A 17,746-nucleotide genomic window follows, 5' to 3' on the forward strand; every position below is an offset into this window, starting at 1 on the left:
GGGTGTTGCCCTTGGCCCCGACGCGCCCTGCTCCCTGGTGGAGTTTCAGCGCTTCATGGCAAAGGGCAAAGCCTTCACGGCAAGGGCAAAACGGGGCGCCATTGGCGCCCCGCTGCAATCATCAGAGATGGGTTACTCTACCCAGCCCTGCTCTTTGTAGTATTTCGCAGCACCGGGATGCAGCGGCGCGGACAGGCCTGCGGTTGCCATTTCCTCGGGCTTGAGGTTGGCAAATGCGGGGTGCAGCTTTTTGAAGTCATCGAAGTTTTCGAAGACCGCTTTCACCACGGTATAGACCGCCTCGTCGGAGACCTGATCGGAGGTGACGAACGTTGCGCCCACACCAAATGTGCTGACATCGGCGTCGGAGCCACGGTACATGCCACCGGGGATGGTTGCGGTCCGGTAGAAGGAGTTGTCGGCGATCAGCTTTTCAACGGCTTCCCCATCAACGGTCACCAGAACGGAGTCACAGGCAGTGGTGGCTTCCTGAATGGAGCCGGACGGGTGACCAACGGTGTAGACCATCGCGTCGATCTGGTTGTCGCAGAGCGCAGCCGACTGTTCTGCCGCCTTCAGCTCGGTTGCCAGCGCAAAGCTGTCCATGCCCCAGCCTTTGGCGTCCAGCAGCACTTCCATGGTGCCGCGCTGACCAGAACCGGGGTTGCCGATGTTGACGCGCTTGCCCTGCAGGTCGTCAAAGCTGGTCACGCCGGCATCGGCGCGAGCCACAACGGTGAAGGGTTCGGGATGCACAGAAAATACCGCGCGCAGACCTTCAAAGGCGCCCTGGTCTTCGAATTTGGAGGTGCCGTTATAGGCGTGATACTGCCAGTCAGACTGCGCCACACCAAACTCCAGCTCGCCTTCGCGGATGGTGTTGATGTTGTAGACGGAGCCGCCAGTGGATTCCACGGAGCAACGAATACCGTGCTCTTTGCGGGTTTTGTTGACCAGACGGCAAATCGCGCCACCGGTCGGGTAGTACACGCCGGTTACACCGCCGGTACCGATTGTGATGAATTCCTCTGCCATGGCAGCAGGTGCCATGAAAGCGGATGCGACAAGGGCGCTAACGGCCAGCTTGGTGTTGGTCATATGTGTTGTTCTCCCACGTTTTTTTGTCGTCGAAACCGTAGAGCCGCCAAAATCGCGGCTGGGGTTGTTGAACCCTTGGGGACATGTAGACGCCAGGTGTGATTTGTCGCGCGTTCTGGCAACAATTTCCGGCAGGTCCAGAGGTTTAAGCGTTTCAGGCGCATCCGGCCAAGTCAAGGCTTGCGGCCCGCTCCCCCGCCACAGGGTGCGGAGTTTCTGCGTATCTGACACTGATCCCGGAAATTTCCCCCGTACCCACATCCGTTGGATTCGGCGCAGTGTGGCAGATTGTCACACCAAAGTGCAAGCCACCTCTGCCATTCAAGCCCCTTAGATGGCAATATTTTTTGCGAAAAACTTGGAAACGCCGACGCCATAAAAGAGTGGATCCGGCACCGCAAGGGGCAAAAACGTAAAAGCCTCCCCATTCCTGTTGTGAACGGTGCTTGATTGGAGAGACCGGCACTGTCGCGCGCCTTGTGAACACAGCCGCCCGACACGTGATTTTCTCGCCTATCACCCGGCGAAGCACTGATGGCGGCTTGCTCAACGGGATGTCTGGTCGCAAGATGGTCTTGCGGGCATATACGATACAGGATCCCTGTCCCGCATTCCTTTGTTCCGCGCCTGGACCCCCGGGCCGAACAACAGTCGCCAGCAGCAAGGCCAGCAGAAGGACAGCTCCAATGGAATATCACCGACCCAGCAGTTTTGCCGAGGCGGCAGAGCTGGCGGCCTCAGCCAAGGGTGTGACCCGTGTGCTGGCCGGCGGCACCGATGTGCTGGTGCAGATGCGGGCCGATATCGTCACGCCAGATACGCTGATTGATATCAAGTCAATTGAGGGGGCGCGGGACATCCGGCAGGACGACGATGGCAGCTGGACGATCGGCGCCGCCGTGGCTGGCGCTGAGATGAGCGAGCACCCTGCCCTATGTGCCGCCTGGCCCGGTGTCGTGGAGGCGATGGATCTGATCGGCTCAACCCAAGTGCAGGGCCGCGCCACGTTGGCTGGCAATCTGTGCAATGCCTCGCCAGCGGCGGATAGCGTGCCGGCCATGGTCGCCGCGCAGGCGACCGTCAGCATCACCGGCCCAAAGGGAGATCGCCGCGCAGCTGCCGTGGATATCCCCTCAGCCCCAGGCAAAACCACGCTTGCCCCCGGCGAGCTGATCACCGCCGTGCATCTGCCCACCACTCAACCGCGTCAGGGCGATGCCTATCTGCGGTTCATTCCGCGCACCGAAATGGACATCGCAGTTGTTGGTTGCGGCGTCTGGCTGCGATTGGAAGGCGACACCATTGCGGAGGCGCGTGTTGCACTGGGCGCTGTTGCCCCGACGGTGCTGCTGGTTGAGGCCTGTTCCGATGCGCTGGTTGGCTCCACGCTGGACGACGCCGCACTTGAGAGACTGGCCACCGCCGCCTCCGGTGCCTGCACTCCGATCACCGACAAACGCGGCACCGTTGCCTTTCGCACGCAAGTGGCGGGCGTGATGGCGCGCCGCGCTGCCGAGATCGCCTATACCCGTGCCAAGGGAGACACAGCATGAGTTCTAAAATCCACGTCTCGGCCACCATCAACGGCGATGCGGTCGACTATCTCTGCGACCCGCGCGAAACCCTGCTGGATGTGCTGCGTGACCGGTTGAATCTCACGGGCGCCAAGGAAGGCTGCGGCACAGGTGACTGCGGGGCCTGTTCGGTCACGCTGAATGGGCGGCTGGTCTGTTCCTGCCTCGTCCTCGGGGTTGAGGCTGAGGGCCAAGAGATTGCCACGGTCGAAGGCATCGCGCCCGGCGAAACACTGCATCCACTGCAACAGAAGTTCATCGACCACGCCGCGCTGCAATGCGGGATCTGCACGCCGGGTATTCTGGTGGCGGCCAAATCTCTGCTGGAGAAAAACCCGGATCCGACCGAAACCGAAGTGCGCTATTGGCTGGCGGGCAACCTCTGCCGCTGCACCGGCTATGACAAGATCATTCGCGCCGTGATGGACGCGGCAGCAGAGATGCGGGAGGCGTCATAATGGCTCTGGATCAACGAAAAACCGACTTCACCCAAGTGGGCACCCGTCCCAATCGCCCCGATGGTCTGGACAAGGTCACTGGCAAGGCGCGCTTTGGCGCTGATGTGACGGCGCCGGGGATGTTGTTTGGCGCCATTCTGCGCAGCCCCCATGCCCATGCCCGGATCAAACATATCGACACCAGCAAGGCTGAGGCGCTGAATGACGTAAAGGCGATTGTCACCCGCGCCGATTTCTCCGACGCGATCCAGCCCGCTCCCGGACTGGAAGGTGAACAGTGGAATGTGCTTGAAAACGTGATGGCAGGCGATACCGCGCTTTATGATGGTCATGCCATTGCCGCAGTTGCCGCCACCTCTGCCCTCGCCGCGCGCGATGCGCTGAAGCTGATCGAGGTCGAATATGAGGTGCTGCCCCATGTGACCGATGTCGACAAAGCCATGGCCAAGGATGCGCCGGTGATCCGTGACGGGGCAGCCGATTATTCCGTGCCAGAGGGGATGCACCCCAATGTGGTGCGCTATCACGAAAGCGGCCATGGCGATGTTGAGGCGGGTTTTGCCAAGGCTGACCTTGTGGTGGAAGAGCATTTCGTCACCGAGGCGACGCATCAGGGCTATATCGAACCACATGCCTGTCTGGCCCAGCTGGGGCAAGACGGCAAAGGTGAACTGTGGTGCTGTACCCAAGGCCACTGGTATGTGCAGAAGAACTGCGCGGCGTTGTTGGGCATTGAGACATCACAGCTGCGCGTCACCGCCTCAGAAATTGGCGGCGGATTTGGCGGCAAGACCACCGTGTTCATCGAACCCGTGGCCCTGGCCCTGTCGCGCAAGGCCAATCGCCCGGTCAAACTGGTGATGAGCCGCCCGGAGGTGTTTCGCGCCACAGGTCCCACGGCGTCAACCTCCATGGATATCAAGATCGGCATGACGACGGATGGCATCATCACCGCAGCGCAGGGCACCTTCCGCCTGCAGGGCGGGGCCTTCCCCGGTGCCCCTGCGGATATGACCGCCATGTGTGCCTTCGCGCCCTATGATCTGAAGAATGTTCAGCAGATCGGCTATGACGTCATCAGCAACCGTCCCAAACAGGCCGCCTATCGCGCACCGGGATCGCCCATGGCGGCCTATGCGGTGGAATCCGTGATTGACGAGCTGTGCCGGAAGCTGGATCTGGACCCAATCGAAGTTCGGCTGAAAAACGCGGCGCGCGAGGGCACCAAAGCCTCCTATGGACCAAAGTTCGAACGCATCGGTCTGGTCGAAACGCTGGAAGCCGCCAAAGCCCACCCACATTACAGCGCCCCGCTCAAACCCGGTCAGGGGCGCGGGGTCTCCTGCGGGTTCTGGTTCAACCATGGGGGCGAGACCTCGGTGTCGTTGTCACTGTCTGAGGACGGCACCTGTCAGATCTCGGTCGGGACACCGGATATCGGCGGGTCTCGTGCCTCCATGGCGCTGATGGCGGCAGAGGTTCTGGGCATTCCTTATGAAAGTATCCGTGTCACCATCGCAGATACCGCAACACTGGGATACAATGACGTCTCCCACGGCAGCCGGGTGACCTATGCGAGCGGTCTGGCCACGATCAAGGCAGCGGAGGACGCTGTGGTCAAACTCAGCAAACGGGCCGCCGCCAAATGGGGCATCCCGGAGGATGCGGTCAAATGGGAAGACGGCCACGCCGTACCCTCTGGCCCCAATGCGGGCAATTTTGACCCAATCCCGCTAGCTGAGATCACCCGCGACATGGGCCAGACCGGCGGTCCCATCTCGGGTCATTTCGAGGCCACGCCCGAAGGCGCCGGTGTCTCCTTTGCCACCCATATCGTCGATGCCGAAGTTGACCCGGAAACCGGCAAAACCGCCGTGACGCGCTACACCGTCATTCAGGACGCGGGAAAGGCGATCCACCCCACCTATGTGGAGGGGCAGTTTCAGGGTGGAGCCGCACAGGGTATCGGCTGGGCGCTCAATGAGGAATACATCTACGGCGAGGATGGCCGGTTGCAGAATGCGGTGTTCCTCGACTACCGGATCCCGGTGGCCTCTGATCTGCCGATGATCGACACCGTGATTGTCGAAGTGCCCAACCCCGGTCATCCTTTTGGTGTGCGCGGCGTGGGGGAGACATCCATCTGCCCACCTCTTGCGGCGATTGCCAATGCCGTCTCTGCGGCGGCAGGCGTGCGGCTGCATGCGCTGCCGATGTCACCGCCGCGCATTCTGGCTGCATTGGAGCAGCAGCGCGGCACGGCAGATTGATGCAGCGCGATGACGGGTGAGACGCAAGATCTGGGTCAGGACGCGGGGGTGCCGCGCCTGACCGTGCATCTTTGGTCCGGATTGCGCCGCTTTGCCGAGGGGCAAGACGCGGTGGAAGTTTCCGCCAGCACCACCGGCACCATGATCGCCGCGCTAAAAGCCGCCTACCCCGCACTGACCCCGGCGCTGGACGCGGGCGTTTCGGTGGCGGTAGACGGGCGCATCATTGCGGCCAGTCTGGATGAACCCCTCGCCCCTGAGAATGAAATCTACCTGATGCAGCGGCTGCGCGGTGGCTAAGACCGCAAGGTGATTGCACTTTGCCGTCGATCGGTTAGGACGGTCGGCAAGGTTTCAGCTGCCAACACACCAGTGGCTGCCATCATCAACGGAGGATCCCGCAGTGAAAATCAACGGCACGCATTATCGTTCGCTTTGGTGGGATGAGGATCAATCGGTCCTAATGATCATTGATCAGCGCTGGTTGCCGCATGAGTTTCGCATCCAGCCCATTGCCACGCTTGAGGAGTTCGCTACGGCCATTGTGGAAATGCGGGTGCGTGGCGCACCGCTGATCGGAGCGACCGCGGCCTATGGTATGGCGCTGGCAGCGGAGCTGGATCCGTCCGACAGCGCGCTGCAGGCCGCCTGGGAACAGCTCAACGCCACCCGTCCCACCGCGATCAACCTGCGCTGGGCGCTGAACCGCTGCCTGGAGACGCTGATCCCTCTGCCGGAGGAAGACCGTGCAAAAGCGGCGCTGAAGCTTGCCCATGCCATTGCCGATGAGGACGTCGAGATCAACCGCCGCATCGGTGCCTATGGTCTGACATTGATCCGCGATATCGCCGCCAAGAAACCGGCAGGGGAACCCGTACGCCTGCTCACCCATTGCAACGCCGGCTGGATCGCCACCGTTGACTGGGGCACGGCGACCAGCCCGATGTACCAGGCCCATGATGCCGGAATTCCGATCCATGTCTGGGTCGATGAAACCCGCCCCCGCAATCAGGGCGCGCTGACCGCCTGGGAACTGGGCAGCCACGGCATCAGCCACAGCTACATTACGGACAATGCAGGCGGTCATCTGATGCAGCACGGACAGGTTGATCTGGTCATCACCGGCACTGATCGCACCACCCGTCAGGGCGATGTCTGCAACAAGATCGGCACCTATCTGAAGGCGCTGGCGGCCCGTGACAACGGGGTACCGTTCTATGTCGCCCTGCCCTCGCCCACCATTGACTGGACGGTCACGGACGGTGTCGCAGAGATCCCGATCGAGGACCGCGACAGCCGCGAGGTGAGCCATGTTCAGGGCGTGCTGGATGGTGGGGATATCGGTCTGGCGCAGGTCACGCCAGAGGGCACCGCCTGCGGCAATCCCGCCTTTGACGTGACGCCAAACCGGCTGGTGACTGGGCTTATCACCGAACGCGGTATCTGCGATGCCTCTGCCGAGGGGCTGGCGGCTCTGTTTCCCGACCTGATCCGCAAGGCGGGGTAACCTGCCATGCCAAGCTCCGCCCCTGAGGATAGCCCGGCGCTGCGCCAGTCGATCATTGACGCCTGTCTGGAGATGAACAGGAGCGGCATCAATCAGGGCACATCCGGCAATATCTCGCTGCGGATCGCCGACGGGGACATGCTGATCACCCCATCCGGTGTCCCCTATAAGGCAATGACCCCGGAGATGATTGTGCGGATGCCGCTGGATCGCGGACCGGATGCGGGGGACGGCCAGCCTGCGCCCTCCTCGGAGTGGCAGTTCCATCAGGCGCTGCTCGCAGCCAAGCCGGAGGCGATGGCCGTGGTTCATGCCCATCCTGTCAATTGCTGTGCGCTTGCCGTGAACCACATGGCGATCCCGGCCTGTCATTATATGGTGGCGGCGTTTGGCGGACATGATGTTCCGCTCGCTGATTATGCGCTTTTTGGCAGTTCGGAGCTGTCGGCCCATGTGATCGCGGCCATGGCGGACCGCGAGGGGTGCCTGATGGCGAACCATGGCGCCATCTGCACCGGTGACACCCTGGCGCGCGCCATGTGGCGGATGGCTGAGCTGGAACATTTGGCAGCAACCTACATTCGCGCCCGCAGCATCGGCACGCCCGAGCTGCTCAGCCCGGCGCAGATCGACGACGCGCTGGCGGCATTTGCAGGCTATGGGTTGAAGCAGGACTAAAATCCTGAGTCGCATTTGCGCGATAATCGAACATGTTCTCGGCTTGGTCGAGCTATTGGCAGACAGGGTGACCTGTCGCGTCCTGCATGTCGCTGGATAGACGCTACTTTTTGGGCGTTGCTCTGACTTATCGCGAAAACCAGCGTAAATTCCCTTGCGTTAGCGCAAAAGATACGACCTCATATCAGGGAATTAGGAAGCAAAATGACTGATCCTCTGATTTTCGACGGCCACAACGATCTATTGCTGCGATTGCATAATCGCGACATTCCACCGGGTGCGGATGGGTTTCAGGGCAGCGGCGGACGCCAGATTGACCTGGTGAAGGCGCGCAAAGGTGGCTTTGGCGGTGGCTTTTTTGCCATCTACGTACCCGACGCGGTCGATATCGACAGCCATGATGAGATGATGGCCACGGCCTACGATTTGCCTTTGCCCGATGAGGTCAGCTGGCCGGATGCGGCCCCCGTCGCGCTCTCTCAGGCGGCGATCCTGCTCCAACTGGAACGCGACGGTGCGCTGAAGATCTGCCGCAGCACCAATGATATCCGGAGTTGTTTCGCCACGGGGTTGATGGCAGCCGTGATGCATATGGAAGGGGCCGAGGCAATTGATCCGGAGTTCCATATGCTCGAGGTTCTTTATCAGGCGGGCTTGCGCTCTCTCGGCCCGGTCTGGAGCCGCCCGACCCGGTTTGGTCACGGTGTACCATTCCGTTTTCCCGGCTCGCCCGACACCGGGCTGGGTCTGACCGCGGATGGCAAACGGCTGGTGCAGCGCTGCAATCAGCTGGGCGTGATGATCGATCTTTCACATCTAAATGAGGCCGGGTTCTGGGATGTTGCAGAGCTGAGTGACGCGCCGCTGGTGGCCACACATTCAAATGCCCACGCCCTGACCCCCCACAGCCGCAACCTGACTGATCGCCAGCTGCACGCGATCCGTGACAGCGATGGCATGGTTGGTCTCAACTTTGCCGTGGCCTTCCTGCGCGAAGATGGCCGCATGGACGCCGATACCCCGATTGATCGCATGCTCTACCATATCGACCACTTGGTTACCCAATTGGGTGAGGATCGGGTCGGTTTCGGCTCGGATTTTGATGGCGCCACGGTGCCAAAGGACATCGAAACCGTGGCGGGTCTTCCGGCGCTGCGTGCCGCCCTGCGCCAGCATGGGATCAATGATGCCTTGATGACAAAGCTGTGCCACGACAATTGGCTCCGGGTTCTGGATGCGACCTGGGACAACCCCTGACATTCGACAAGCTGCCGCCCTTGCTCAACACGGGCCACGGTTAGACAACAAAAAGACGCTGACAACAGCGCGGTATTCAAAGATTAAAAACACGATAGGGAGTTAAAGATGAAAACCATTCAAACCCTTCTTGGCACCGCCGCGCTGGGGCTGGCAATTGGCCTCACCCCGATGGCCACGATGGCCGAAACCCCGGCGAATATGCTGGTCATTGCCAACCGCATTGACGACATCACCACGCTGGACCCGGCACAGAGCTTTGAATTTGCAGGCGCAGACGTGATCCGCAACATCTACGGCAAACTGGTGAATTTCGACCCTGCGGATCTGGACGCCGGCTACCAGCCGGATCTGGCCGAAAGCTGGACTGTTTCTGAGGATGGCCGCACCATCACCTTCACCATGCGCGAAGGTGTCAAATTTCAGTCCGGCAACCCGGTCCGCGCCGAGGATGCGGCGTTCTCGCTGAAACGCGCGGTTCTGCTGAACAAGACGCCGTCCTTCATCATCACCCAATTTGGGTTCACGCCTGCGAACGTCGATGAAACGATCAAGGTTGACGGCAACACGCTATCGATCACCACTGACAAGCGCTACGCGACGTCCTTTGTCCTGAACTGTCTGACGGCCACCATTGGCGCGATTGTCGACAGAGAACTGGTCATGGCCAATGAAGTCGATGGCGATATGGGCAACACTTGGCTGACCACCAATTCCGCAGGGTCCGGCCCCTATAGTCTTGCCAGCTGGAAGCCGAAGGAAAGCGTCACCCTGAGCGCCAACCCGGCCTACTACGGTGGCGAGCCGGAAATGAAGCGCGTGATCGTGCGCCATGTTCAGGAAAGCGCGACCCAGCGCCTGATGCTGGAACGTGGTGACATTGATGTGGCCCGCGATCTGACACCGTCGGATGTCGATGGTCTCGCAGGTGTTGACGGCGTTGAGGTGCTGCGCGAAATGCGCGGTCGCCTGATGTATGTCTCCTTCAACCAGAAGCATCCGGAACTGTCCAAACCGCAAGTCCGTCAGGCGCTGAAGTATCTGATCGACTATGACGGGATGGAAAACAGCTTCCTCAAGAACTGGTATGTCGGCCATCAGAACTTCCTGCCCAAAACCTATCTTGGCGCGGTGGACGAGAATCCCTTCTCGCTCGACGTGGAAAAGGCCAAGGCGTTGCTGGCTGAGGCAGGCGTCGAAAATCTGGAGCTGACCGTCGGCGTGCGTGAGGCGCAGGAGCGTCTTGAAATTGCCCAGTCGCTGCAGAACACATTCGCCCAGGCCGGGATCACGCTGAACCTTGAGGTTGGCACCGGCAAGCAGGTGCTGGGTAAGTACCGAGCGCGTGAGCTGGATATCTACCTCGGCGCATGGGGGCCGGACTATCCTGATCCCCATACCAATGCGGGCACCTTTGCCTATAACCCCGACAACTCGGACGCCGCGAATGCCACCGGTCTTCTGGCCTGGCGCAACGGCTGGGACACAGGTGGTCTGACCGAGAAGGTGTCTGCGGCTGTCGTCGAAGGCGACACAGAGAAACGCGCGGAGATGTATCATGAGATCCAGGCGCAATTCCGTGACACCGCCCCCTTCGCTGTCATGTTCCAGCTGATCGAACAGGCCGGCATGGCCGATAACGTCGAAGGGCTGAGCCTTGGCGGCGCCATCACCGCAGTCGCATACTGGGATGTGACAAAGTAAGATGGCGAATTTCGCAACAGAAACGGAGCGGCGGCCCTGGCTGCCCCTCCCCCCTTGGGCGCGCGGCACGCTGGTGACGCTGTCGTCCATCGCGGTCACGATGCTGGGCCTCTTGTTTGTGACCTTCCTGATCGGTCGGGTGATGCCCATCGATCCGGTGCTGGCCATCGTCGGCGAACGCGCCACTGAGGAGCAGTATAATGCCGTCTACCGTGAGCTGGGTCTCGATCGCTCGCTTGCGGTGCAGTTTTTCTACTATGTCACCGATGTCCTGCGGGGCGATTTCGGAACCTCGCTGCTGACGGCGCGGGATGTTTCCACCGATATCGCGCGCGTGTTTCCGGCGACGTTTGAACTGGCCACTATCGGCATCCTCTTTGGCTGCATACTTGGCGTACCACTGGGGGTCATCGCTGCGGTGCGTCGCGGCAGCTGGATTGACCAGATTGCCCGCGTCATCGCGCTGGTTGGCTATTCCATGCCCATCTTCTGGCTGGGCCTGATGGGGTTGTTGCTGTTCTACGGAATTCTGGGTTGGGTTGGCGGACCGGGTCGGCAGGGGATCTTCTACGAGGACATGATCCCCTCTGTCACGGGGATGATCCTGATCGACTCGCTGATCGCCGGGGATTGGGGGGCCCTTCGCGATGCGTTTTCACATATCGTGCTGCCCGCCTCTCTGCTTGGATACTACAGCCTTGCCTATATCAGCCGCATGACACGGTCGTTCATGCTGGAACAACTCTCCGCAGAATATGTCACCACGGCCCGCGTGAAAGGCATGAGCGAATGGGCGGTGATCTGGACCCATGCGTTTCGCAACATCCGCGTGCAGCTGATCACCGTGATCGCGCTGAGCTATGCCAACCTGCTTGAGGGGTCGGTCCTGACCGAGATTATCTTTTCCTGGCCGGGAATTGGCAGCTATATCACGACCGCGCTTTTGTCGGCGGATATGAATGCGGTGCTGGGCGGCACAGTTGTTGTTGGTCTGGTGTTCATCTGCCTCAACATCTTTTCCGACCTTCTCTACAAAGTTTTTGATCCGAGGTCGAAATGAGCATGTCGTCGCACACCCCGGCCTCAAAGCAGGGCCTGCGGGCCTGGCTGTTGACCGATACCCCCACATCGCGGCGTCAGGCGCGGCTGGCCGCCCTTTATCAGGGCTGGCTGTCGCTGCGTCAGAACCATATGGCGATGGTGGGGCTTGCTATCTTGATCCTGCTGATCTCCATTGCACTGCTGGCACCGCTGTTGGCCCCCCATGACCCGTTTGTGCAGAACCTTGCCAACCGCCTGCAGCCCCTAGGCAGTGAAGGGCATATTCTGGGCACCGACTCCCTTGGCCGCGACATCCTCAGCCGCCTTATCTATGGCGCCCGCATCACGCTTTATATCGTTGCCCTGGTGGCGCTGATTGCGCCTGTTGCGGGGCTGCTGGTAGGCACGGTTTCTGGCTATGTGGGAGGCTGGGCTGATATCGTCCTGATGCGCATCACCGATATCTTCCTCGCCTTTCCAAGGCTGGTTCTGGCGCTGGCCTTTGTTGCCGCCCTTGGCGCCGGGATAGAAAACGCGGTGCTGGCGATCTCGCTCACCGCATGGCCACCTTATGCGCGGATGGCGCGGGCAGAGACGCTGACCATCCGGTCCTCTGACTATATCAGCGCCATTCGACTGCAAGGCGCAGGTCCGCTGCGGATCATTATCAAGCATATCTGGCCGCTCTGTGTGTCCTCGCTGATCGTGCGCGTGACACTGGATATGGCAGGCATCATTCTCGCCGCTGCGGGCCTCGGTTTCCTTGGCCTTGGCGCGCAGCCGCCCAGCCCGGAATGGGGCGCGATGATCTCAGAGGGGCGTCGGTTTATTCTGGATCACTGGTGGGTTGCCACCATGCCCGGACTTGCCATCTTTGCCGTTTCGCTGGCCTTCAACCTGCTGGGTGATGGTTTGCGCGATGTTCTGGACCCAAAGGATAGCGCCTCATGAGTATGCTTCTGGATGTTGAAAACCTCTGGGTGCGGTTCCCCACGCGCAATGGGATCTTTGATGCGGTGCGCGGTGTGTCCTTCTCGCTCGGACGGGAACGGCTTGGGATTGTTGGCGAAAGCGGCTCGGGTAAATCCATGACTGGCCGCGCCATCCTGCAACTGATCCGAAAACCGGGCATGGTGGAGGCCGATCACATCTCCCTTCATGGGGAGAACCTTCTGGCCAAGTCTGAACGCGAGATGCGCAAAGTGCGCGGCGAGCAGATCTCCATGGTGATGCAGGACCCGAAATTCTCGCTCAACCCCGTGATAACAATCGGTGATCAGCTGATCGAGGCACATCGCCTGCACGCCAAGGCCAGCAAGGCCGAGTCCCGCCAGAAAGCGCTTGAGATGCTGGAGGCGGTCTCGATCCGGGATCCCGAACGGGTGATGGGCGCCTATCCGCACGAGATGTCGGGCGGCATGGGGCAACGCATCATGATTGCCATGATGCTGATCCCGAACCCGGAAATCCTGATTGCGGATGAACCCACTTCTGCGCTGGATGTCTCGGTGCAGGGTCAGGTGCTGTCGATCATGGACCGGTTGGTGAAGGAACGCGGCATGGGGCTGATCTTCATCAGCCATGATCTCAATCTTGTGTCCCAGTTCTGCGACCGGGTGCTGATCATGTACGCGGGCCGCATCGTTGAGGTCTGCGACGCCAATCGCCTGCATGAGGCGCAACACCCCTATACCAAGGGGCTATTGGGCAGCCTGCCCCGGTTTGACGCGCCGCGCCCCCGGCTGGAGGTGCTGCAACGTGATCCCGCCTGGCGTGACGCCCCCAGTGTGGAGGGACGGTGATGACAACCGCCTTGGACATCAACAATCTCAACGTCTATTTCGGCGAACGCCACGCGCTGGTTCACGCCGTCAAAGCAGCCTCTCTCAGCGTTGAAACCGGCGCCAGTTTTGGGCTTGTCGGGGAGAGTGGATCAGGAAAATCCACTATCTTGAAAGCCATCACCGGATTGGCGCCGCAATGGAACGGCGAGATTTTCGTCGAGGGCACGCGGCTTGGTCCCACCCGCGACCGGGAGTTCTACAAGACTGTGCAGATGGTGTTTCAGGATCCCTATGCCTCGCTCCATCCGCGCCAGTCGGTGGATCAGGTGCTGTCAGAAACGCTACACCTGCACGGGTTTCGAGATATCGACGATCGGGTCGATCAACTGTTGAAAGACGTCGGCCTCGGCCCCGCCTTCCGCTTTCGTTATCCGCATCAGCTGTCGGGTGGCCAACGCCAGCGCGTTGCCATTGCCCGCGCCCTGGCGCCACAGCCGGATATCCTACTGCTGGATGAGCCGACCTCGGCGCTGGATGTGTCAGTTCAGGCGGAAATCCTGAACCTTCTCAGTGATTTGCGCTCCGAGCATGGGCTGACCTTTGTGATGGTTTCTCATGATCTCGCGGTGGTGGCGCATATGTGCGATCAGGCGGCCGTGATGCAGCATGGCGAGATCGTCGAGGTGCTCAGCATCGACGCGATGCGCAGCGGTGAAACACAGCATCCCTATACCAAGACGCTGCTTGAAGCCTCGGCAAACCGTGTCGCCTGACCCGGAGCCTGGGGCTTGGCCAATACCAGTGCCGATGTCCGCTGGACGGCCGGGCGCCGCAGTAACCTGAGATTAAGGCCACGATAGTAAGCTGGGCGCGCGTTTGAAGAAGGATGCGCGCCATGGTGGCCACTCCGACCCCCTATTCGCTGCCCGGACCGGATCCGGGCCCCGGTTTTGCGGCCGCCTCCACGGGCGTGCTGCATGATGTGACCTATTCACGGGTTGGTGGTCAGACCATCCAGCTGGGCGAGCTGCTGGGCGCACTCAGCCATGCGCTGGATCTCACCGAAGGGCAGCCAGAGGGGCATTGCGTCCGCTGCTGCTGGATTGGCATGCAGGTGGCAGATTATCTGCATCTGTCGCAGCAGGATCGCGCCGATCTATATTTCACACTTCTGCTCAAGGATCTGGGATGCAGCTCCAACGCGGCCCGGATCTGCGCGCTCTACCGCACCGATGACCTCACTTTTAAGCGCAACTTCAAATTTGTCGACGGCACAACGCGGCAAAAGCTGGATTTCGTACTGCGCCACACCGGTCAGGGGGACAGCCGTCTGAAGCGGCTGAAAACCGTCACCGGCGTGATTGGTCGCAGCGGCAGCCTCGCGACCGAACTGATCCAGACCCGTTGTGACAGGGGCGCAGAAATCGCCCGGCTCATGCGCTTCTCGGAACAGGTAGCCGATGGAATTGCGGCGTTGGACGAACATTGGGATGGCGGCGGACATCCAGCCGGGATCAGCCGGGAGGAAATTCCGCTGTTCTCCCGTATCGCGCTGATGGCGCAGGTCACCGATGTATTCACGCTGCAACTCGGTTCCGGCGCCGCGGCAGATGAACTGGAAACCCGTGCAGGCAGCTGGTTCGATCCAGAGTTGGTGCCGGTCTTTACCCGCGTGATCCGCGCGCCGGGATTCTATGACACACTGACCAGCAACAGGCTGGAGGCCAGCGTGTTCGCAGATCGCGCAGCACAGGTGAGCATGCCGGTTGACGATGACTATCTGGATGAGATTTCGTACGCATTTTCAAAGGTGATCGACGCCAAAAGCCCTTACACATATGGCCACTCCGAACGGGTCGCGCATTACACGGATATGATTTGCGAGGCGCTCGGCTTTGACCTGCCGCATCGGCGCTGGATGGTCCGTGCCGGGCTTCTGCATGATCTGGGCAAGCTGGGCGTCTCCAACGCGATCCTGGACAAACCCGGCCGTCTGAGTGATCAGGACATGGAGCGGGTAAAACTGCACCCGGTTCTGGGCCACGACATATTGCGCCGGATATCAGTTTTCGAAGATGTCGCGGACGTGGTGGCGGCGCATCACGAACGGCTGGACGGAACCGGCTATCCTCACGGCCTCGGGGCGGCGGATCTGACCGTCGAAATGCGCATCCTCACTGTCGCCGACATTTTTGACGCGATGACGGCGGATCGCCCCTATCGCTCGGCCTTGCCGCTGGAGAAGGCATTTGCGGCCATGGACGACATGCAAGGCACGACCATCGACCCGAAAATCTACCAAGCCCTGAAAGACGCCATCGCAGCCAGCCCATGGCCCGCCCGCGAGGCGCGCCCTTTCTCGCCCAGCTACTGACCCATACGCGACGGCGCGATTGCAGGAAAAGCGCTCCCCGGCGCCGCCGCCGACACTCATGCTGTCGCAAGCTGCCGAAGTTGATTGGCGGCGGGGGCCGTTGCGCAGCTAGGGTGCTCGCACGCGGCTGTCAAAATAATAAGGGGCCGCGCGATATCGTCGCACAGCCCCTTGAAACCCTTGGTACCCAAGGCCGGACTCGAACCGGCACGCCCGCAAAGGCGGGGGATTTTGAATCCCCTGCGTCTACCATTCCGCCACTTGGGCCTCTGGCTTGTTCCTACCCAAGGCGGTCGCGGAGGTCCATAGGCAAATCGCCTTCAAAGGGGTGAAAAATGCACCCGTGGTCTGAGCGGGGTTTGGGCCCCCCGGGGGCCATGGCGGTTGACCCGCCCGCTCCCACGTGGCACCGCTCTCATCGGATTGCCAAGGAGAGCCCCGAGGATGTTGCGCGCGCTATATGACCGAACCATGGCTCTGGCCGATCACCCCAAGGCCCTGTGGTGGCTGGCTGGCGTCGCCTTTGTCGAAAGCTCGGTTTTTCCGATCCCGCCCGATGTTCTGATGATCCCGATGATCCTCGCACGCCCATCGCGGGCTTGGCTGATTGCGTTGGTCGCGCTGGTCGCTTCAGTCGCCGGTGGCCTGCTAGGCTACGCCATTGGCGCGTTTTTCTACGACAGTATCGGCCAGCCGGTGCTCGCAGCCATGGGCAAAGCCGACGCGATGGCGGACTTCAACACGCGGTTCAACGACTTTGGGTTCTGGGCGGTGCTGATCGCAGGCATCACCCCCTTCCCCTACAAGGTCATCACGATAATGTCAGGCTGGACCGGCATGCCGCTTGCAACCTTCGTTGCGACCTCCATTCTGGCCCGTGCGCTGCGGTTTTTCGTGGTTGCGGGGCTTTTGTGGCAATTCGGCGCGCCCATCCGCAACTTTATCGAGCGGCGTCTGGGGCTTGTCTTTACGGTGTTTGTCGTGTTGTTGTTTGGCGGATTTTTCGCACTGAAGGTCTTGTAAACATGAGCCGATTTCTCATCCTTATTGCCACCGCCGGCTCAGCTGCGCTGCTGCTTGGGGCCTTCGGATTTCAGTATCTTGGTGAGATGGCACCGTGTAAGCTGTGCATCTGGCAACGGTATCCGCATGGCGCAGCTGTGGCGATCGGCATGTTGGCGCTGATGGTCCCAATGGTGATGCTGCCCTATCTCGGTGCGCTTGCTGCGCTGACCACGGCGGGGATCGGCGCTTATCACACCGGGGTTGAGCGTGGCTGGTGGGAAGGCCCGAATTCCTGCACCTCCGGCCCGATTGGCAACCTCAGCTCCGAAGATCTGATGCAGCAGATCATGTCTGCACCGCTGGTGCGCTGCGACGACGTTCCCTGGGAGTGGTTCAGCCTCTCAATGGCCAGCTGGAATGCGATTGCATCGCTGTTTCTGGCCGTGCTCTGGATTGCTGCGGCCAATCACATGCGCAAGAACCGGATCTGACGCCTCCATCGGGCCGGGCGTGTCACCGCTCGGCTCAGCTGTCCTTTTTCGTGGCAAGAAGGAGGTTGGTTTCGCTGCTCACCACCCCTTCGAATGTGCGGATTTTGGCAAGAGCGGCATCCAGCGTCTCCAGCGTTTCGGTGCCCAGTTCCACAATCAGATCCCAGCGCCCGTTCGTGGTGTGGATCGCCCGCACTTCCGGCAGGCCCTGAAGCTGCCGCGTGATGCGGCTGGTACCGCGTCCCTCGATGCCGATCATCATCAGGCCACGGACCGGATCGCGCAGCACATCTTCCTTCAGAACAACTGAAAACCCAAGGATATCCCCCTTGCTCTGCAAGCGTTCAATCCGGGCCCGGACGGTGGTCCGCGACAGGTTCAGCTGCAACGCCAGATCCGACAGGGAGGCGCGTGCATTATGACGTAGCGCAGCAATCAGGCGCTCATCCGTTTTGTCCAATTTGACCTCCGTCTTGATGATTTGCCCTACTATATGGGCGATTTG

The 17,746-nt window shown here is 60.9% G+C and carries 17 protein-coding genes and 1 tRNA gene; 15 read left to right on the forward strand and 3 right to left on the reverse strand.

Annotated elements, in window-relative coordinates; genetic code table 11:
* Positions 1-132 precede the first annotated feature (132 nt).
* Positions 133-1,098 (reverse strand): TAXI family TRAP transporter solute-binding subunit, encoded by a 966-nt coding sequence (locus tag D1820_RS04070; protein WP_118067960.1) that lies wholly within the window; start codon positions 1,096-1,098, stop codon positions 133-135.
* Between the two features lie 686 nt (positions 1,099-1,784).
* On the opposite strand from D1820_RS04070, the gene D1820_RS04075 reads away from it, so the two are divergent.
* The 13 genes from D1820_RS04075 (at position 1,785) to D1820_RS04135 (ending at position 15,745) form a co-directional block, all read left to right on the forward strand.
* Complete coding sequence (locus D1820_RS04075; protein WP_118067961.1) at positions 1,785-2,651, forward strand: xanthine dehydrogenase family protein subunit M; 867 nt, start codon at positions 1,785-1,787, stop codon at positions 2,649-2,651.
* Positions 2,648-3,130 (forward strand): (2Fe-2S)-binding protein, encoded by a 483-nt coding sequence (locus D1820_RS04080; protein ID WP_040169184.1) that lies wholly within the window; start codon positions 2,648-2,650, stop codon positions 3,128-3,130. The genes D1820_RS04075 and D1820_RS04080 overlap by 4 nt, the downstream gene beginning before the upstream one ends.
* Positions 3,130-5,400, forward strand: a complete 2,271-nt coding sequence (locus D1820_RS04085) for a xanthine dehydrogenase family protein molybdopterin-binding subunit (protein WP_118067962.1) — start codon at positions 3,130-3,132, stop codon at positions 5,398-5,400. Before D1820_RS04080 ends, D1820_RS04085 begins: the two co-directional genes overlap by 1 nt.
* 9 nt (positions 5,401-5,409) lie before the next feature.
* Positions 5,410-5,700, forward strand: a complete 291-nt coding sequence (locus D1820_RS04090; protein WP_118067963.1) for a MoaD/ThiS family protein — start codon at positions 5,410-5,412, stop codon at positions 5,698-5,700.
* A gap of 103 nt (positions 5,701-5,803) precedes the next feature.
* Entirely contained in the window at positions 5,804-6,907 is a 1,104-nt protein-coding gene (gene mtnA / locus D1820_RS04095; RefSeq protein ID WP_118067964.1) for an S-methyl-5-thioribose-1-phosphate isomerase, read from the forward strand.
* A 6-nt stretch (positions 6,908-6,913) separates the two neighbouring features.
* Complete coding sequence (locus tag D1820_RS04100; protein ID WP_118067965.1) at positions 6,914-7,585, forward strand: class II aldolase/adducin family protein; 672 nt, start codon at positions 6,914-6,916, stop codon at positions 7,583-7,585.
* Between the two features lie 204 nt (positions 7,586-7,789).
* Complete coding sequence (locus tag D1820_RS04105) at positions 7,790-8,842, forward strand: dipeptidase (protein WP_118067966.1); 1,053 nt, start codon at positions 7,790-7,792, stop codon at positions 8,840-8,842.
* 108 nt (positions 8,843-8,950) lie between these two features.
* Positions 8,951-10,546 carry an ABC transporter substrate-binding protein gene (locus tag D1820_RS04110; RefSeq protein WP_118067967.1) on the forward strand — a complete coding sequence of 532 codons (1,596 nt, stop codon included), beginning with the start codon at positions 8,951-8,953 and terminating at the stop codon, positions 10,544-10,546.
* 1 nt (position 10,547) lies between these two features.
* Positions 10,548-11,606, forward strand: a complete 1,059-nt coding sequence (locus D1820_RS04115) for an ABC transporter permease (protein ID WP_118067968.1) — start codon at positions 10,548-10,550, stop codon at positions 11,604-11,606.
* Positions 11,603-12,538 carry a nickel transporter permease gene (gene nikC, locus D1820_RS04120; RefSeq protein WP_118067969.1) on the forward strand — a complete coding sequence of 312 codons (936 nt, stop codon included), beginning with the start codon at positions 11,603-11,605 and terminating at the stop codon, positions 12,536-12,538. The genes D1820_RS04115 and nikC overlap by 4 nt, the downstream gene beginning before the upstream one ends.
* On the forward strand, positions 12,535-13,389 hold the full coding sequence (locus tag D1820_RS04125) for an ABC transporter ATP-binding protein (protein ID WP_118067970.1): 855 nt from the start codon (positions 12,535-12,537) through the stop codon (positions 13,387-13,389). Before nikC ends, D1820_RS04125 begins: the two co-directional genes overlap by 4 nt.
* Entirely contained in the window at positions 13,389-14,144 is a 756-nt protein-coding gene (locus D1820_RS04130) for an ABC transporter ATP-binding protein (RefSeq protein ID WP_118067971.1), read from the forward strand. The genes D1820_RS04125 and D1820_RS04130 overlap by 1 nt, the downstream gene beginning before the upstream one ends.
* A gap of 122 nt (positions 14,145-14,266) precedes the next feature.
* Positions 14,267-15,745, forward strand: a complete 1,479-nt coding sequence (locus tag D1820_RS04135; protein ID WP_118070016.1) for an HD-GYP domain-containing protein — start codon at positions 14,267-14,269, stop codon at positions 15,743-15,745.
* Between the two features lie 181 nt (positions 15,746-15,926).
* Here the strand turns inward: D1820_RS04135 and D1820_RS04140 are convergent.
* A tRNA-Leu gene (locus D1820_RS04140) sits at positions 15,927-16,012 on the reverse strand.
* 177 nt (positions 16,013-16,189) lie between these two features.
* Here D1820_RS04140 and D1820_RS04145 point away from each other — a divergent pair.
* Both D1820_RS04145 and D1820_RS04150 read left to right on the forward strand, forming a co-directional pair.
* Positions 16,190-16,768, forward strand: coding sequence for a YqaA family protein (locus tag D1820_RS04145; RefSeq protein WP_040169199.1), 579 nt, complete (start codon positions 16,190-16,192; stop codon positions 16,766-16,768).
* A gap of 2 nt (positions 16,769-16,770) precedes the next feature.
* A complete protein-coding gene (locus tag D1820_RS04150; RefSeq protein WP_118067972.1) occupies positions 16,771-17,241 on the forward strand; it encodes a disulfide bond formation protein B in 471 nt (156 codons plus the stop codon).
* 34 nt (positions 17,242-17,275) lie between these two features.
* On the opposite strand, the gene D1820_RS04155 is transcribed toward D1820_RS04150, so the two are convergent.
* The gene (locus D1820_RS04155; RefSeq protein ID WP_040169608.1) at positions 17,276-17,701 is read right to left on the reverse strand and encodes an Lrp/AsnC family transcriptional regulator; all 426 of its coding nucleotides are present in this window, start codon (positions 17,699-17,701) and stop codon (positions 17,276-17,278) included.
* Positions 17,702-17,746: the final 45 nt, after the last annotated feature.

This window comes from Phaeobacter sp. LSS9 (assembly GCF_003443595.1).
Classification (GTDB): Bacteria; Pseudomonadota; Alphaproteobacteria; order Rhodobacterales; family Rhodobacteraceae; genus Phaeobacter; species Phaeobacter piscinae.

What these genes read in the sequence shown, in the direction of transcription:
- nikC (WP_118067969.1), top strand. Translation starts at nt 11,603, where the DNA reads ATGAGCATGTCGTCGCACACCCCGGCCTCAAAGCAGGGCCTGCGGGCC.
- D1820_RS04145 (WP_040169199.1), top strand. Translation starts at nt 16,190, where the DNA reads ATGTTGCGCGCGCTATATGACCGAACCATGGCTCTGGCCGATCACCCC.
- D1820_RS04070 (WP_118067960.1), bottom strand. Translation starts at nt 1,098, where the DNA reads ATGACCAACACCAAGCTGGCCGTTAGCGCCCTTGTCGCATCCGCTTTC.
- D1820_RS04135 (WP_118070016.1), top strand. Translation starts at nt 14,267, where the DNA reads ATGGTGGCCACTCCGACCCCCTATTCGCTGCCCGGACCGGATCCGGGC.
- D1820_RS04105 (WP_118067966.1), top strand. Translation starts at nt 7,790, where the DNA reads ATGACTGATCCTCTGATTTTCGACGGCCACAACGATCTATTGCTGCGA.
- D1820_RS04130 (WP_118067971.1), top strand. Translation starts at nt 13,389, where the DNA reads ATGACAACCGCCTTGGACATCAACAATCTCAACGTCTATTTCGGCGAA.
- D1820_RS04115 (WP_118067968.1), top strand. Translation starts at nt 10,548, where the DNA reads ATGGCGAATTTCGCAACAGAAACGGAGCGGCGGCCCTGGCTGCCCCTC.
- D1820_RS04075 (WP_118067961.1), top strand. Translation starts at nt 1,785, where the DNA reads ATGGAATATCACCGACCCAGCAGTTTTGCCGAGGCGGCAGAGCTGGCG.
- D1820_RS04125 (WP_118067970.1), top strand. Translation starts at nt 12,535, where the DNA reads ATGAGTATGCTTCTGGATGTTGAAAACCTCTGGGTGCGGTTCCCCACG.
- D1820_RS04090 (WP_118067963.1), top strand. Translation starts at nt 5,410, where the DNA reads ATGACGGGTGAGACGCAAGATCTGGGTCAGGACGCGGGGGTGCCGCGC.
- D1820_RS04150 (WP_118067972.1), top strand. Translation starts at nt 16,771, where the DNA reads ATGAGCCGATTTCTCATCCTTATTGCCACCGCCGGCTCAGCTGCGCTG.
- D1820_RS04080 (WP_040169184.1), top strand. Translation starts at nt 2,648, where the DNA reads ATGAGTTCTAAAATCCACGTCTCGGCCACCATCAACGGCGATGCGGTC.
- D1820_RS04085 (WP_118067962.1), top strand. Translation starts at nt 3,130, where the DNA reads ATGGCTCTGGATCAACGAAAAACCGACTTCACCCAAGTGGGCACCCGT.
- D1820_RS04100 (WP_118067965.1), top strand. Translation starts at nt 6,914, where the DNA reads ATGCCAAGCTCCGCCCCTGAGGATAGCCCGGCGCTGCGCCAGTCGATC.
- D1820_RS04110 (WP_118067967.1), top strand. Translation starts at nt 8,951, where the DNA reads ATGAAAACCATTCAAACCCTTCTTGGCACCGCCGCGCTGGGGCTGGCA.